Below are 1,553 nucleotides of genomic sequence, written 5' to 3' on the forward strand. Positions count from 1 at the left end.
CGCCGGGCGGACAACCCGCGCGCCGCGAACTCAAAATCATTTTCCCAAAACCCATCCAAGGCCGCCACCTCCTCCAATGCCGCCTCGAGCGCGACCGCGCCGCCGACCTCGCCGACTGGACCCTCGAACCCCTCGCCTTCCCCGGAACCAAATCCGTGCGCGGCTTCGTCGGCGTTGCCGCCGTGCCCGGCCTCCGCGTCACACTGCCCCCCGCTCCCGGCCTTACCACCGGACTCACCGAAATCGCCCCCGCGTTTTTCCCGAAAAAAATTCCCGGCCTCCAGCAAGCCTGGCGACTCCGCGACCCCGTCTGGCAGGCCAGCGTGAAGATCGAACGCCTCGACATGACCGTGCAAAGCGACGCCCTGCACCTCTTCGCCATCCGCGAAGGCCTTGTCAGCGCCAGCACCATGATCAACTACGCCATCACCGGCGCGCCCCTCGGCTCCTTCCGCTTCGAAGTCCCCGCCACCCTCCGCAACCTCGAATTCTCCGGACGCGACATCCGCTCCTGGAAACGCGACGACGCCACCGGCACCGTTGAAGTCAGCCTGCACAAACCCGTCAGCGGAGCCGTCACCCTCCTTGGCACCTACGACCTCCCGCTCGACCCGCGCGGCGGCGCCACCGGTTTTGCCGGCCTGCGTCCCCTCGGCGTCCAGTCCGAACAAGGCTACGTCATCATCACCAGCGACCTCCAGTTCAACCTCACCCAGGACGCCGTTTCCCCCGCGCTCGTGGCCGTCGAACCCCGTGAGATTCCCGCCGAATACCGCATGATGTTCGACGCCCCGCTCCTCGCCGCCTACCAATACACCGCCCGCCCCTTCGAACTCCGCCTCAACCTGGCCCCCCGCGCCCGCGGCGCGACCGTCAACCAAGTCGTTGACTTCGCCTCCCTCAACACCCGCGTCGCCCGCGACGGCCAGATCATCACCGAGGCCCATTATGTAGTGAAAAGTCACGGACACCCGCACCTCCGCGTCGGCGTCCCCGCCGGACTCCGCCTCTGGACCGCCCGCGTGGACGACGCCGAAGCCCTGCCCGTCGTCGATGGCGGCGACACCCTCATCCCCATGCCCCCCCGCACCGACGCCAACGCCATTGTCACCGTCGATCTCCGCTTCGCCGGCACCCCCCGTGGCGCGGGCGTCCCGCCCGCAATTTCAAATTCAGACACCCGCGCCAACGCCAGCATCCGCCTGACCGCTCCGCTCCTCGCCGCGCCCGTCATCAGCACCCGCTGGCAGGTGACGCCCGACCAAGGCCGGCGCCTGCAATTTCTCCACGGCAACCTCGCCCCCGCCGACGCCACCAGCGTCCCTCAACCCGTCACCGGACTGCGCACCCTCGCCCGCGGCCTCTTCCGTCAGAGCGGCATGACCATGTCGCTCCTCGCCGCGCTCGGTCTCGGAGCCGCCGGCTCTCTCGTATTCTCCATTTCATTACGCCTCAACCGCTCCGGGCGCATCCTCCCCGCTCGCGTCACCGGCGTGCTCGCCGCACTCATCACCATCGGAGTCCTCCTGCTCCTCGCCGCCGTTTTCCACCGC

Annotated in this window: 1 pseudogene; it reads left to right on the forward strand. The window is 68.6% G+C overall.

What is annotated here, in order from left to right:
- Window positions 1-1,553, forward strand: a pseudogene (locus OBACDRAFT_RS11975) (hypothetical protein); the annotation flags it as partial.

This window comes from Geminisphaera colitermitum TAV2 (genome assembly GCF_000171235.2).
Taxonomy (GTDB): Bacteria; Verrucomicrobiota; Verrucomicrobiia; order Opitutales; family Opitutaceae; genus Geminisphaera; species Geminisphaera colitermitum.